The sequence below is a fragment of the Pseudomonas sp. TMB3-21 genome (assembly GCF_054898145.1).
This window is the reverse complement of the sequence record NZ_CM142718.1, coordinates 2537536-2550010: the sequence shown is the minus strand read 5'-3', so window position 1 is coordinate 2550010 and position 12475 is coordinate 2537536. Positions and strand designations below refer to the sequence as shown.

The window sequence follows — 12475 nt, the reverse complement described above, 5'->3', positions numbered from 1 at the left end:
GCCCTTCCCTCTTTGAACAGATCAGCGGGCGATGATCAGCGGATGCCCGCGCTCCGGATGTGCTTGTACCAGCACTTCCAGACCGAAAACGGCTTTCAGTGGTTCCGGACGCAGTACCCGCTCCGGTGTATCGAGCGCGACGGGCCGTCCACCTTGCAGCAGCAACAGACGGTCACAATAGCGTGCCGCCAGATTCAAATCATGCAGGATCACCAGCACTGCAGCGCCGCGGTCGGCAAACTCGCGCACTGCCTGTAACGTGGTGTGCTGGTGCAAAGGGTCGAGCATTGAGGTCGGCTCATCAAGCAACAGCGTCTGTCCCGTTTCGCCCGGCCATAGTTGCGCCAAAACCCGAGCCAGATGCACCCGCTGACGCTCACCGCCGGACAGCGCCAGATAGCTGCGCCCCAGCAAATGGCCGGCGTCGGCGGCCTGCAATGCCGCCGCGATAATTTCATCATCGCGCACCTTGCCGCTTTGATGCGGCAAGCGGCCCATGCCCACCACTTCCTCGACGCGAAAGGCGAAGTCCAGGGTTGATACTTGCGGCAATACCGCCAGGCGTTGCGCTCGTTGTGCACCGGTCCAGTCGCGCAGTTCGCGCTTATCGAGCCATACACTTGCGTGATCAGCTTGCAGCTCACCACACAAAGCGCCCAACAGCGTGCTTTTGCCGGCACCGTTGGGGCCCAGGACGCCGAGGATTTCTCCTGGCTTGAGCTCGAGGGTGATGTCCGTCAACACGATTTTGCCGCCCCGGCGGATGTGCAGGTTCTGCGTTCGCAGCATCAGGCTCGCCCTCGCAACAGCAAATACAGAAAGACCGGCGCACCTATCATTGCGGTGACGATACCGATCGGCAATTCGGCCGGCGCCAGCGCCAGACGCGCTACAAGATCTGCAAACAACAGCAGACTGGCGCCCGCCAGTATCGAGGCTGGCAGCAACACTCGATGATCTGGCCCTGACAGCAGTCGTACCAGGTGCGGCACGACCAATCCGACAAAACCAATCATTCCCGCTGCCGCCACGGCGGCGCCGACTCCCAATGCCGTGCACAGCACAAGTTCGCGTTTGAGCCGTTCAACGTCGATACCCAGGTGACCGGCCTCCGACTCTCCGAGTAACAAAGCATTCAATGCTTTGGCCCGACGCGGCAACCACAGCGCTACGCCGAGACTGATCAACAAGAGCGGCCACAGTCGCGAGTAACTGGCGCCGTTGAGGCTACCCAGATTCCAGAACGTCAGCGTGCGCAAGGTCGCGTCGTCCGCCAGGTAGGTGAACAGACCTACGATGGCGCCGGCCAGCGCTGTCAAGGCAAGGCCGGCCAAAAGCATTGTTGCAACATCGGTGCGGCCGTTAGTCCGGCCCAGTCGATAGACCAATGCCGTCACCGCGAGACCTCCGAGAAAAGCGCACAGCGACAGCAGATACGGCCCAAGGAATTCAGGCAACCCACCGAGCAACGAGCCGCCGACAATCGCCACTGCAGCGCCTAATGCCGCACCACCTGAAACCCCCACCAGACCCGGATCGGCCAACGGATTTCGAAACAAGCCCTGCATCGCCACGCCCGAAAGCGCCAGCACACCGCCCACCGCCAACCCCAGTAAAGTGCGGGGTAAACGAATCTGGCCGAGGATCAGTTCCGCCTGCTCCAAACCATCCGCCGAAATCGGCAGCCCGAGCATGCGCAAGCCAACGCGCAGTGTGTCTAACAACGGCAAGCTCACCGGCCCAAGCGCCAGTGACAGCCAGATCGCCAGCAAACACAGGAGGCTCAGGCCAATGAACAATGTGCGCGGTTTGACCAGGACTGTCATTGCCCGGCAGTGCCGGGAAAGAAACCGTCCGACAGTGTTTCAAGCGCATCAGGCAAGCGTGGCCCGAGCCCGCCTACCAGCAACGTTGGATCAAGCTCCATAACGCGCGCGTTGCGGGCTGCGCGGGTTGAGGACAGGACCGGATTTTCCGTGAAAAAGGTAATCATATTTACTGTTACCCCCCTCTAGACCCAATAGATATTGGATGAGGCGGCACGTAACTGATTTTCTGTTACAGGAAGTTCATATTTCCGAATAAAAATTTTCACTTCTGATCCTCATAAACCACACGCTGGTCGTCCCAATCGAGCTAAGAATTGTCTTATCGCGCCTGCAATTTGAACTGGCCGATTCCTGCCGGCAGATGGCAGTCATATAGCGCTTACAATTTCGCTTACCTAGTGGCACATTGCTTCTGAATGATTCCCTAAAATTTGCAATGGATAGCGTATGCGCCCTCAAGACAACCCTTCTAGCTTTACTGGTTCTTCTTGGAAACGTTGGGATCCACACATCCACGCCCCTGGTACCTTGCTCAACGACCAATTTGATGGCGATTGGAATCTCTACCTCACCGCGCTGGAAGCCGCCGCTCCTTCTATCCAAGCCTTAGGTATAACGGACTATTTTTCTATCGAAAGTTATCGGACGATCCGGCGATGGAAATCGCTGGGGCGGCTGTCAGAAGTGGGGTTGATCTTTCCCAACGTGGAAATGAGACTCGACATCAAGACCGAAAAAGCGAAGGGAATCAATCTTCATCTTCTCTTCTCCCCTGAAGAACCCGATCACTTAGAGCATATAGATCGACTTTTATCCAAGCTCACATTCGAGTTCCACGATCGAAAGTACGCCTGTACCGAAAGTGAGCTGGCGCAACTTGGGCGAGCATTTCATGGACGGACAATCGACGATGCCGCCGCTCGGCGAATCGGCGCAAACCAATTTAAAACCCAGTTGAGTGATGTGAAGCATCTACTCAAAGATGGATGGGCGCAGGAAAATGTGCTCGTAGCAGTTTCTGGCAGTAGCGTTGACGGCACCGCGGGGTTACAGGCCGACAGTTCATTTGCTGCCACCCGTCAGGAAATAGAGCGCCTTGCACATATTGTTTTTTCCTCCAATGCAGGCACACGCAAGTACTGGCTTGGGCAAGGTGCGTTAGATCGCAAGGCCATAGAAAAAAAATACCGTTTTTTGAAGCCTTGCCTTCACGGATGTGATGCGCACGCAGACGCCAAGGTGGGGAAGCCTGCTGATGACAGGTATTGCTGGATAAAGGGGGATCTCACATTTGATACCTTGCTGCAAACAGTCCTGGAGCCTGAAGAACGGGTTTGGATTGGTTCGGAGTGTCCGGACACGAGCTTGCCATCTTATTCCATCAGTTCAATGAGCACGTCGGGTACTGCTTGGCTCGAGAACCATCACATCCAGATCAACCCAGGTTTGGTCACCATTATTGGAGCCAGAGGTTCAGGGAAAACGGCGTTGGTCGAGCTGATTGCCCACGCGACTAATTCGGTCAGCGAACGGTCCTCAGAAGTTTCTTTTCTATCTCGAGCAACGAAGCCGAAAAACTATCTGAAAGATGCCGTCATTCATTTGGACTGGGGGGATGGTGCAACAACGGTAGCTGATTTCACTCCCTCGCGGGACTGGGATGCAGGCGATCCCCCCGCACCTGGAGTGCGATATCTATCCCAGCAGTTTGTTGACCAACTCTGCTCCTCATCGGGCCTGGCTACTGATCTGAGAAAGGAAGTCGAGCGAGTTGTTTTCGAAGCTATCAATCCGATTAACCGCTTGGAGGCAGATACCTTCGCGCAGCTTGCAAATACAGTCTTGCATCCTATCCGGGCTAGGCAGGCTGGGTTGCGGCAGCGAGTCGAACGCCTTTCCGAACAAATTGCCACAGAAGATATCAGTCAGAGAAATCTCGCGGGTCTACGAGCTAAACGTTCCTTAAGCGTTCAGCAAGTGGAAAAACTCAAAAAAGAGGCGGCAGCTTTGATTCCGAAGGGTCGTGAGGCCCGAGCCAAGGTGCTCGCCGACATGGAAGATACCTATCGGGCCTTGCAACAAAGAGTCGAAGGCCTAAATCTACAACTGCAAAAGGTCGGTGACCTCGCGGCGGAAGTAAGTGACCTGATGGATTTTGACGAGCCCGCCAGATGGCGGGAGATGCAGACAAATTATGCTGGGGCAGGCCTGTCCCAAGAGGAATGGACAGCCTTCAAACTTGTTTTTTTTGGAAACGTCACGGAAATACTTAAGACGAAAGAAAATGCAGTTCGTAGAAATATAACGCTGCTCAAAGAGGGGGATCGCTCTGTACGGGATCAGAGTCTTGATTCCAGCCACCAGCCACCGCTGACGGAATTAGAGCAACGGCTTATCGCAATCCGCAAGGAAGTCGGAATCGACATCTTGCAGCAACGAAAATATGACGAACTCCAGGCCAAGATTCGTAGCGATGAAGCTGCTTTGAAGCGTCTCGACGCGCAGATCAGCGCATCTGAAGGAGCGGAGGCGCGCAAGAAAGACTTGATATCCGCGCGTAGAGATATACACCTGGAAGTGTTTCAATCGTATATCGAGGAAGAGGAGCAGCTGCAAAATCTCTATGCCCCCTTGGAGGCCGAATTGCGCAACGCCACAGGTGCGCTGGCGAAGCTTAAGGTGATCGTAAAACGTCGAGTTTCGCTCGATTCTTGGACGAAAGCTGGTGAAGGATTTATCGACCTAAGGGTTGCCGAAAAGCTCAGGGGCAAAGGGACTTTACGCAAGGAGGCGGAGCAGTATCTATTGGAGGCTTGGTGCAGCGGAACGCCACAGGATGTTGCAGAAGCGATGGAAAGCTTCCGTGATTCGTTCTCTCAAGATCTGATGAGCTCCATTCCAAAAAACCTGTCCATTGAAGAGCGTAGTCGACGGACACAAGAGATTGCAGCGTGGCTCTATGATACGGGCCACATCCAGGTCGAATACGGAATTGCATTCGACGGGGTCGCGATCGAGAAGCTGTCGCCTGGCACACGGGGTATTGTACTTTTGCTGTTATACCTGGCCATCGACAAGCGTGACAGGAGACCTTTGATTGTCGACCAACCAGAGGAAAACCTCGATCCTCAATCTGTCTATGACGAACTGGTTCCCCATTTCCGAGAAGCGAGAAAGCGTCGTCAGGTCATCCTTGTGACACACAATGCCAATTTGGTGGTCAATACCGACGCAGATCAGGTCATAGTCGCAAGCTCAGAGCGAGGTAATTCCGAGGGTTTACCAAACATAAGCTACAAGGCAGGCGCACTGGAGAACCGTGATATTCGACAGGCTGTGTGCAACATACTTGAAGGGGGAAACCGAGCGTTCCTAGAGCGTGAGCGAAGATATCGGTTCCGGTGGGATGATGTCCTGACCGCAGAACAGCCGGATGAATGACGGATCTACCACCGTCGAGCCGACCGACTCATCCCGGCAGCATGGAAAAAGCTCGATTGGCTCATGCAGTAGCTTTAGCAAAAGGGGAATAACACGTGACGGATATCTGTCACCACTGCGTTGGTGAAGAGTTTCTCAGTGGCCTAATCCAAGCCTCTGGAATAAGAACGAAATGCGGATACTGCTCCGGGCAAACACGTCGATGCTGGTCGATTGATATGCTGGCGGATCACATCGAGCGAGCATTTGCCGAGCACTACATTCGAACAGCTCCTGATCCTGACGACTGGCAACTCCGGTTGCTACGGGACAAAGAGTCGACCTACGAGTGGGATCGCGAGGGCTCTCCAACACGCGAAGCCCTCGAGTTGGCGGCTGGCATTTCAGACCAAGTAATTGATGACGTAATAGAGATTCTAAGCGAGCGGTACTTTGATTTTGACAGCGCTGCTATGGGCGAAGAATCCGAATATGACGCGGAAGCTCATTATATTCAGACCCCGGTCAGCAGCACGATTTGGGAGGAAAACTGGATAAGCTTCGAGAATAAAATGCGAACGGAGGCGAGGTATTTTAGCCGCGAGGCTGCTGATCACCTGACGGAAGTTTTCGGTGGCATAGACATGCTGCGCACCAGAAAAGGCCTGCCCCTCGTGGTAGAGGCTGGCCCTGGACAGACGATCGAAGTGTTGTTTAGAGCGAGGGTATTTCAGGCATCTGACGCTTTGAAGCAGGCAATATGTCGTCCAGATAAGCATTTAGGCCCTCCTCCTGCACGTGCTGCATCCGCAGGTAGAATGAATGCTCGCGGTATCGCGGTATTTTATGGTGCGACTCACAAGGAGGCTGCTCTCGCTGAGGTACGCCCTCCGGTAGGTAGTGATGTAGCGTTGGCGGCCTTCAAAATCATCCGTCCGCTGCGGCTTTTGGATTTGTCCGCGCTGGGAGATGCTTTCGATGGCGGAAGTATATTTGATCCCGGACTGGCGAAGCGGCTAGGACGGGTTGCGTTTCTCCGTACGCTAAGTAACAAATTGACTAGACCTGTGATGCCTGATGATCAGGAATTTGATTACCTTCCTACCCAAGCAGTCTCTGATTTTCTCGCAACCGAAAATGAGCCATCGCTTGATGGAATCATCTTCCGGTCTACGCAAGCAGAAAAGGGCGAAAACGTTGTGCTCTTTCACAAGGCATCTCGTGTCAAGGGCACCGTTTTGCCAGAAGGAACGAGCTTGATCGCAAACATCGCTTGCTGCGATGAGGACGGCTGGTACCCCGACTACAGCGTTGTCGAGGAGATTCCCAATCCAGAAGATCAAGCAACTGCGCCCACTGCTCAAGCACACTATCAGATAAACTCGAATGGTAATGAGAAACCGCGACCAGAGACATTAGAGGTTCTGCCAGAATCACTGGAAGTCCATCACGTAAACAAAGTAAAAGTCGATTGCACTGCCTATCCGGTCGATCGTTCCCGCCGCTTCCGGTTTAACGCCGTTGATTTCTAATTTGTGTAGTTCGATCACAGTAGATGCTGCAGCAACTCATTAATCTCAATCGCCCGCTGCGCCGGCAAACGTGTCGGCGAGTGCTTTAGATAGGTCAGTTCGCCGGACGGTGACTGACGATCCGCCTAGGTGGGTAATTGCACAGAATTGCCCACCCATTTGCATTCGGCATGACCAGCCATTTGCATCGTATTTGGCCAGCACGTTTCGCGGACATGACCGGCAGAGAACGATCCATAGCGGTCATTCCATCTGAGGCGATGAGCTGGATGGCGTATACCAGTGAACTCTGGAGTCGATATGAACGTGTTTTTGCTTCTGAGACGTGAAGGGGCTGTCGAGTGTGCCCAGTGCAATCGAAACCCAATCGGTAAATTCACCTTGGGAACGTGACCAGAACAAAGTCGAGCCACACCGCGCGCAGAACTCGCGAAGCACCGATTCTGAAGAAGAATACCTGGTGATGTGCCCGGCGCCGTTGAGTATCCGTAGTGCGATACGGGGCACGCTTCCATACGAAGCGAATGCTGCCCCGTGACCTTTGCGGCATTGACCGCAGTGACAATGACTCACTGCTTTTGGCGTCGTCAGTAGCTCGTAACGGATTGCTGTGCAAAGGCACCAGTCACGGGATAGGTGCGCCTGCACCAAGCCAAAAACCTCAAACTAACCCACTAACTGAGGAACAAAGGTCAACAAAGGGCCGAAAAACCGCTCAATGTGGTGAGTAGGTTCTCCGGTGGTGTGCGTAAGTTCAGGCGATCTGAAAATCTGACTTTTTCAACAGAATCGGCCAATAGCTGCCGCTTAGGCCGTCTGCATTCGGCTAGTTGGAGTTTTGCGCTCAGATGGATTCCATGAGTACCACCTGAACTGACTTCGCTCGGCAGCGCTGCAGCCCGCCCGGTCAATTAATCTTAAGGTTCGCCGCAAGGAAATCCATGAAAGCCCTGACGCGTGTGGGCAACCGACCTCCTTGCCCGACGTAAACCGCATGCACCTCAGTTTTCCCCGGGGGCATGAAATCCTCTAGAACTGGCAGGAGCTGCCCAGCGGCCAAGTCCTGCTCGACCTGGCAGAAGCCTACGCGCGCAAGGCCAAGCCCGAGGATCGCCAGGTTCCTGACACCATGGCCATCGCTGACTCGAGTGTTGCCGGTCACGTGTATAGAAAACGACTGGCCGTCCCCATCCACGAAGCCCCACTCCATACTTGGCTGGTTGAATGTGAATCCCAGGCAGTTGTGGGACGCGAGATCCGAGGGCAACGTCGGAGTGCCATGCGTTTCGAGATAGAGCGGTGACGCCACGATAAGTGTTCGAGTCTCACCCAGGCGCCTGGCCACGAGGTTGGAACTCTTGAGGGGCCCGCTGCGGATCGCTACATCTGCCCGCGAGCTGATGAGATCAACAACCTCATCACTGAGGAAAATCTCTACCGACACCCCAGGGTGGTAGCCGAGGAACTCGTTCAGCAGCGGCAACAGGTACAAGCACCCTATGTCCACGTTGCAGTTTACCCGCACGGTCCCCTGTGGTGCCGAGCTGGCGGCTGCTTCTTGCTCAGCCTCATCGAGAGCGGCCAGGATTGTCAGACTGCGCTCATAGAAAGCCGTCCCTTCGGGAGTAAGCAGCTGTCGTCGCGTCGAGCGATTGAGCAAGCGGGTGCCCAACCTATTCTCCAGCCGAGAGATCAGCTTGCTCACCGCGGAGGGGCTCATCGCGCAACTCTTGGCCGCAGCTGTATATCCACCGTCCTCGACAACCCTGACGAATACGCTCATCTCGGCAAAGCAGTTTATGTCTAGTCGTCTCATTTGAATTCAAGTCACAAGTTGTATGCCTGAGCACCGGCTATATCTGCCGAAACGCCACTCTTATTCTGTTCTCCAGAGCCCGTGTTGAGCCTCGAAACTTAGCAACAGGCGTGCCACCGCTATAGATGTCCAGTCTGGAGGATGAGATGAACAGCAAGGTAAAACTGATCCTGATCTACGACGGCAAGGATGAAGAGGAGATCGGTCCTGCGCTGGTGACGTGGGCCACGGAAGTTATAGCTCAGCGCGCCGAGTTCGAGTGCTGTCTACTTGAGCCCACCCACCTTGTGGGTGGCCCTCACGATGACGGTCAACCTCAGCGACGAGAAATCTTGCGTCAGCTTGCCACAGCTGATGCTTTCCTGATCCTCGCTTCGGAGCGGAGCAACGGGTATTCCGCGAAATTGAAAGCAATCATCGACAAGGTAGCAATTCGTTGGCAGGCCAGGCCGGTGGCATTCATCGGGTACGGCGGCGAGTCTGGCGGAATGAACGCTATCGGGCAGCTTCGTCAAGTAGTGGCGGGGCAACACGCGGTACCCATCTGCAGCTTTGTGACATTTCCTAATCCCTGGACGCTCTTCGATGAGTGTGGGGTCTTGCGCCTGCAAAATCAGGCAAGACTTCCCATGGCGAGAATGCTCGTCCAGCTCAACTGGTGGGCCAGAGCTCTGAAGATTGCACGAGAACAGAAGCCCTATGAGCTAGTAAGCCAATATCAATAGCTGAGGCAGAAATAGGCAATTATTTCACAGGAATCGATTACTGCTTCCTCGGCCTCCGACCCTAACCTTATGTCCATGCCCACTGCGGGGTGAACATAAGAGGAATCGAACATGATGAACATTGAAGGCAAAGTCATCGTAATAACTGGCGCCAGCAGCGGCATTGGTGAAGCTACTGCACGACTGTTGGCCAGTCGTGGTGCCAAGGTGGTACTCGGCGCTCGGCGTACCGAGCGTCTTGAAAAGATTGCCGGCGATATCCGAGGCTCCGGCGGTAGCGCGGAGTACCGTGCGCTTGACGTCACCGATAGACAAGACGTCCAGGACTTCATTCACTTCACCGTTACCCGCTTCGGTCGAGTCGATGTGCTGGTAAACAACGCCGGTGTGATGCCGCTTTCCAAGCTTGAAGCGCTCAAGGTGGATGAGTGGGATCGCATGATCGACGTGAATATCCGTGGAGTGCTGCACGGTATCGCTGCGACCCTGCCGTTGATGCAGACGCAGCGAGCTGGGCAGATCATCAACATTGCCTCGATTGGCGCATATGCAGTTAGCCCGACGGCGGCCGTTTACTGCGCAACCAAGTACGCCGTGCGAGCAATTTCGGAAGGCCTTCGCCAGGAAGTGGGCGGCGACATTCGGGTCACCGTTATCGCGCCTGGCGTGACCGAATCCGAGCTGGCAGAGAGCATTTCCGATGAAGGAGGTCGTGCCGAAATGGCGGAGTTCCGCAAGATCGCCATTCCTGCCGATGCCATTGCGCGGGCCATTGCCTACGCAGTGGAGCAGCCTGCGGAAGTAGATGTAAGCGAGCTGATCGTACGGCCAACAGCGAGCCCTTTTTGACGGGATGCGCAATTGCGAGGCTGACCATCGGGCCAGCCTCGCGTTGTTAGTGCGACTAACTGCCATGCCGAACGTTTTGCGAAGCGAGCGGCGCCTTAACTAAACCACGGAGGACCGACATGGCGAACCCCTCAGGTAATCAAAACAAGTATGTCGGCATGTGGGTTACTGCGGATGGCCACATTTGTCATGAACTGCTGACCGGCGGGCGCTATGACGAGGCCCGTGGTAACAAGAAAAGTGCCTACCAGGGCCGCTATTGGCTCGAAGGCAACCACATAGAGTATGTGGACGATACCGGCTTCACAGCGGACGGTGAGTTTCGCGATGGGGTCCTCTACCACGCAGGCATGGTTCTCTGCCGGGAGGAGTCATAAGCCGAATTCCTAATGCGTAAATCTGAACGCTGTATCGCCCATGACCGGCTGCTTTAAGTCGGATAGCAACCACCGCATCCAACGACGATTCTTTCCTCCCTCTACATGACGGAAAGGACACATCCAATTCATGTCGGGTGCTTTTTTCATCTCGGTGAAGACTGCTAGGAAGACTCGGAACAGCTTTTTAAGAAGTCTGATGAAGTTGACGATCCGTCCTGCAAAGCAGGTCCGCATTCGACGATCTATTTATTCGAACAAAACCTTCGATATTAGCCGGCTATTTAGGCAAGAAGACTGGGCGCAGAATTCTTCTCACTGCGGCTCACCGAGGTGGTGAGCTCTTCAAGGAAAAACAGCCATGACTCGAGCAATCGCAAACGCCAGCAGCACTTCCCGCACCAACGCCATCACTATCGATACGCTCTCCGCGTCGGCCTCACTAACCGGTCGCGTGTTTTTAAGCGCGATTTTTCTGCTCTCGGGCGTCAGTAAGATCAGCGCACCGGAGGGGATGATCGGCTACATCGACGCCGTCGGACTGCCGTTCCCGACCCTCGCACTGGCGGTCGCCATTCTGCTGGAAGGAGCCGGTGGCGTTGCGCTGATCCTGGGCTATCGCACCCGCCTGGTGGCGGCAGGGCTCGCCGTATTTAGCGTGTTCACCGCTCTGGCGTTCCACAGCCAGCTGGGCGACCAGAACCAGTTCATCCACTTTTTCAAGAACATCGCCATGGCGGGCGGGCTGATGCACGTCGTCGCTTTCGGTGCCGGACGTTGCAGTCTGGATGCACGTCGCGGCTGAATACCATCAGATTCTGGCCGGCACCAACCGCCGGTTCGCTCAAGCAACACACACTAAATTCGAGGTGAGAGATGAAAGCGATTCGCGTAGCGCAATACGGGCAGCCTGAAGGTTTCGTGTTCGAGGAGTTGCCATCGCCAGTGCCGGGCAAGGGCGAAGTGTTGATCGAGGTGGCCGGCAGCGGGGTGAACCCTATCGACTGGAAGGTGCTGTCCGGTGCGATGAAAGCCTTCATTCCGCTACAGCTGCCCTATACGCCGGGCGTCGAAGTTGCCGGTCGCGTGGCGGCGCTGGGCAAAGGTGTCAGCGGATTTTCGGTGGGTGATGAGGTGTTTGGTTTCATCAATATCGTCGGCGGCTACGCTACTGAGGTGGTGGCCAGCGCAGATCGTCTTGCCCATCGGCCGAGCCGCTTGTCGGCGTTGCACGCAAGCGGTGTACCGGCGGTTGCTCTTACTGCCTGGCAGGCGCTGCACGAACATGCGCAAATCAAGGCGGGCCAGCGGGTGCTAATTCATGGCGCCGCCGGCGGAGTCGGCAGCATGGCAGTGCAGATGGCACGCATTACTGGCGCCACCGTCGTCGCCACTGCCTCAGCCGGCAACCACGATTACCTGCGTGAGCTGGGGGCGTCAGAAGTAATCGACTACAACCAGTCGCGGTTCGAGACGGCTGTCGAGCCGGTCGATGTGGTGCTGGATCTGGTCGGCGGCGACACTCAAACTCGCTCGTGGTCGGTGCTCAAGCCTGGCGGTGTGTTGGTGTCCCCTGTGAGCCCGCCGGACGTCAAACAGGCAGAAGCCGCCGGCGCTACCGGCAAGCATTTCGCCACACAATCCGACGGCAAACAGCTCCAAAAAATCGCCGCGCTGTTCGAAACCGGCGAGCTGGTGATCGAGGTGCAAGTGCTGCCCTTATCCCAGGCTGAAGGGGCATTGCGTAAAAGCTCGGGGCGACACACACGCGGCAAGCTGGTACTCGACGCCCGCCTCTGAGCTGGCGCAACAGTCGATAAAGCCGGGCGGTGCCCGGCTTTTTCACGTCTCGAATTTACCAACTGCCTGGCAAGCTGTTCGTTCTAGGCGCAGCCGTGATCACACGAACTGAAGTTGCCATTTGTCT

11 protein-coding genes and 1 pseudogene are annotated in these 12475 nt (G+C 55.5%); 7 read left to right on the top strand and 5 right to left on the bottom strand.

Annotated elements, in window-relative coordinates; all coding sequences use genetic code 11:
• Nucleotides 1-21: 21 nt before the first annotated feature.
• The 3 genes and pseudogenes from ACYZTS_RS11765 to ACYZTS_RS11755 form a co-directional block, all read right to left on the bottom strand.
• Nucleotides 22-789: a heme ABC transporter ATP-binding protein gene (locus tag ACYZTS_RS11765; RefSeq protein WP_461996032.1), complete on the bottom strand. Its 768-nt coding sequence runs from the start codon at nucleotides 787-789 to the stop codon at nucleotides 22-24.
• Nucleotides 789-1772, bottom strand: a complete 984-nt coding sequence (locus ACYZTS_RS11760) for a FecCD family ABC transporter permease (protein WP_461996419.1) — start codon at nucleotides 1770-1772, stop codon at nucleotides 789-791. Before ACYZTS_RS11760 ends, ACYZTS_RS11765 begins: the two co-directional genes overlap by 1 nt.
• A 50-nt stretch (nucleotides 1773-1822) precedes the next feature.
• A pseudogene (locus ACYZTS_RS11755) lies at nucleotides 1823-1981 on the bottom strand (hemin ABC transporter substrate-binding protein); the annotation flags it as partial.
• Nucleotides 1982-2276: 295 nt separating this feature from the next.
• Between ACYZTS_RS11755 and ACYZTS_RS11750 the strand changes: the two are divergent.
• Both ACYZTS_RS11750 and ACYZTS_RS11745 read left to right on the top strand, forming a co-directional pair.
• Nucleotides 2277-5270 (top strand): TrlF family AAA-like ATPase, encoded by a 2994-nt coding sequence (locus ACYZTS_RS11750; RefSeq protein ID WP_461996030.1) that lies wholly within the window; start codon nucleotides 2277-2279, stop codon nucleotides 5268-5270.
• Between the two features lie 218 nt (nucleotides 5271-5488).
• On the top strand, nucleotides 5489-6781 hold the full coding sequence (locus tag ACYZTS_RS11745; protein WP_461996028.1) for an RES family NAD+ phosphorylase: 1293 nt from the start codon (nucleotides 5489-5491) through the stop codon (nucleotides 6779-6781).
• Nucleotides 6782-7024: 243 nt separating this feature from the next.
• Here the strand turns inward: ACYZTS_RS11745 and ACYZTS_RS11740 are convergent, their stop codons facing one another.
• Nucleotides 7025-7429, bottom strand: coding sequence for a GFA family protein (locus ACYZTS_RS11740; protein WP_461996417.1), 405 nt, complete (start codon nucleotides 7427-7429; stop codon nucleotides 7025-7027).
• 259 nt (nucleotides 7430-7688) lie between these two features.
• Nucleotides 7689-8597, bottom strand: coding sequence for a LysR family transcriptional regulator (locus ACYZTS_RS11735; protein ID WP_461996027.1), 909 nt, complete (start codon nucleotides 8595-8597; stop codon nucleotides 7689-7691).
• Nucleotides 8598-8743: 146 nt separating this feature from the next.
• Between ACYZTS_RS11735 and ACYZTS_RS11730 the strand changes: the two genes are divergently transcribed.
• From ACYZTS_RS11730 to ACYZTS_RS11710, 5 genes are all read left to right on the top strand, one after another.
• Nucleotides 8744-9322, top strand: coding sequence for an NADPH-dependent FMN reductase (locus ACYZTS_RS11730; RefSeq protein ID WP_461996026.1), 579 nt, complete (start codon nucleotides 8744-8746; stop codon nucleotides 9320-9322).
• A gap of 111 nt (nucleotides 9323-9433) precedes the next feature.
• A complete protein-coding gene (locus ACYZTS_RS11725) occupies nucleotides 9434-10171 on the top strand; it encodes an SDR family oxidoreductase (protein ID WP_461996024.1) in 738 nt (245 codons plus the stop codon).
• Nucleotides 10172-10290: 119 nt separating this feature from the next.
• Nucleotides 10291-10548: an Atu4866 domain-containing protein gene (locus ACYZTS_RS11720; protein WP_461996022.1), complete on the top strand. Its 258-nt coding sequence runs from the start codon at nucleotides 10291-10293 to the stop codon at nucleotides 10546-10548.
• Nucleotides 10549-10909: 361 nt separating this feature from the next.
• Entirely contained in the window at nucleotides 10910-11353 is a 444-nt protein-coding gene (locus tag ACYZTS_RS11715; RefSeq protein WP_461996020.1) for a DoxX family protein, read from the top strand.
• Between the two features lie 71 nt (nucleotides 11354-11424).
• Nucleotides 11425-12348: an NADP-dependent oxidoreductase gene (locus tag ACYZTS_RS11710; protein WP_461996018.1), complete on the top strand. Its 924-nt coding sequence runs from the start codon at nucleotides 11425-11427 to the stop codon at nucleotides 12346-12348.
• The last annotated feature ends 127 nt before the right edge of the window (nucleotides 12349-12475 follow it).

Bases quoted from the DNA above. Each gene is read 5' to 3' on its own strand.
- ACYZTS_RS11730 (WP_461996026.1), top strand. From the start codon at position 8,744: ATGAACAGCAAGGTAAAACTGATCCTGATCTACGACGGCAAGGATGAA.
- ACYZTS_RS11750 (WP_461996030.1), top strand. From the start codon at position 2,277: ATGCGCCCTCAAGACAACCCTTCTAGCTTTACTGGTTCTTCTTGGAAA.
- ACYZTS_RS11745 (WP_461996028.1), top strand. From the start codon at position 5,489: ATGCTGGCGGATCACATCGAGCGAGCATTTGCCGAGCACTACATTCGA.
- ACYZTS_RS11720 (WP_461996022.1), top strand. From the start codon at position 10,291: ATGGCGAACCCCTCAGGTAATCAAAACAAGTATGTCGGCATGTGGGTT.
- ACYZTS_RS11765 (WP_461996032.1), bottom strand. From the start codon at position 789: ATGCTGCGAACGCAGAACCTGCACATCCGCCGGGGCGGCAAAATCGTG.
- ACYZTS_RS11710 (WP_461996018.1), top strand. From the start codon at position 11,425: ATGAAAGCGATTCGCGTAGCGCAATACGGGCAGCCTGAAGGTTTCGTG.
- ACYZTS_RS11715 (WP_461996020.1), top strand. From the start codon at position 10,910: ATGACTCGAGCAATCGCAAACGCCAGCAGCACTTCCCGCACCAACGCC.
- ACYZTS_RS11725 (WP_461996024.1), top strand. From the start codon at position 9,434: ATGATGAACATTGAAGGCAAAGTCATCGTAATAACTGGCGCCAGCAGC.
- ACYZTS_RS11735 (WP_461996027.1), bottom strand. From the start codon at position 8,597: ATGAGACGACTAGACATAAACTGCTTTGCCGAGATGAGCGTATTCGTC.